The sequence below is a fragment of the Pseudomonas sp. N040 genome (assembly GCF_015637705.1).
GTDB lineage: Bacteria > Pseudomonadota > Gammaproteobacteria > Pseudomonadales > Pseudomonadaceae > Aquipseudomonas.
In genome coordinates, this window is the sequence record NZ_JADOBE010000033.1 from 1 (window position 1) to 206 (window position 206).

Consider the following 206-nt stretch of genomic DNA (forward strand, 5'->3'; position numbering starts at 1 on the left):
TTGACGGTGAGCAACACCTTCTCGTCGGTGGCCACATCCACCAGCCCGGAATCCACCCCGGCGCTCTTCACGCTGAGGGCGTAGTCGGTGTCCAGTGTGCCGGCGTCGTCGGCGCCATAGTCGGGCGTGTTGCTGAAGTTGTCGGCATAGTTGGCGCTGTCGTCGGCCGTCAGGTCGGTCTCATCCACGGTCAGCTCGTCGGCTGG

General features: G+C 65.0%; 1 protein-coding gene. It reads right to left on the minus strand.

The genetic code is table 11. The features are described 5' to 3' along the window. Positions 1–188 (minus strand): DUF5801 repeats-in-toxin domain-containing protein (locus tag ISX93_RS17055; protein ID WP_195779953.1); only part of this gene is annotated, 188 nt, incomplete at its 3' end. Positions 189–206 lie beyond the last annotated feature (18 nt).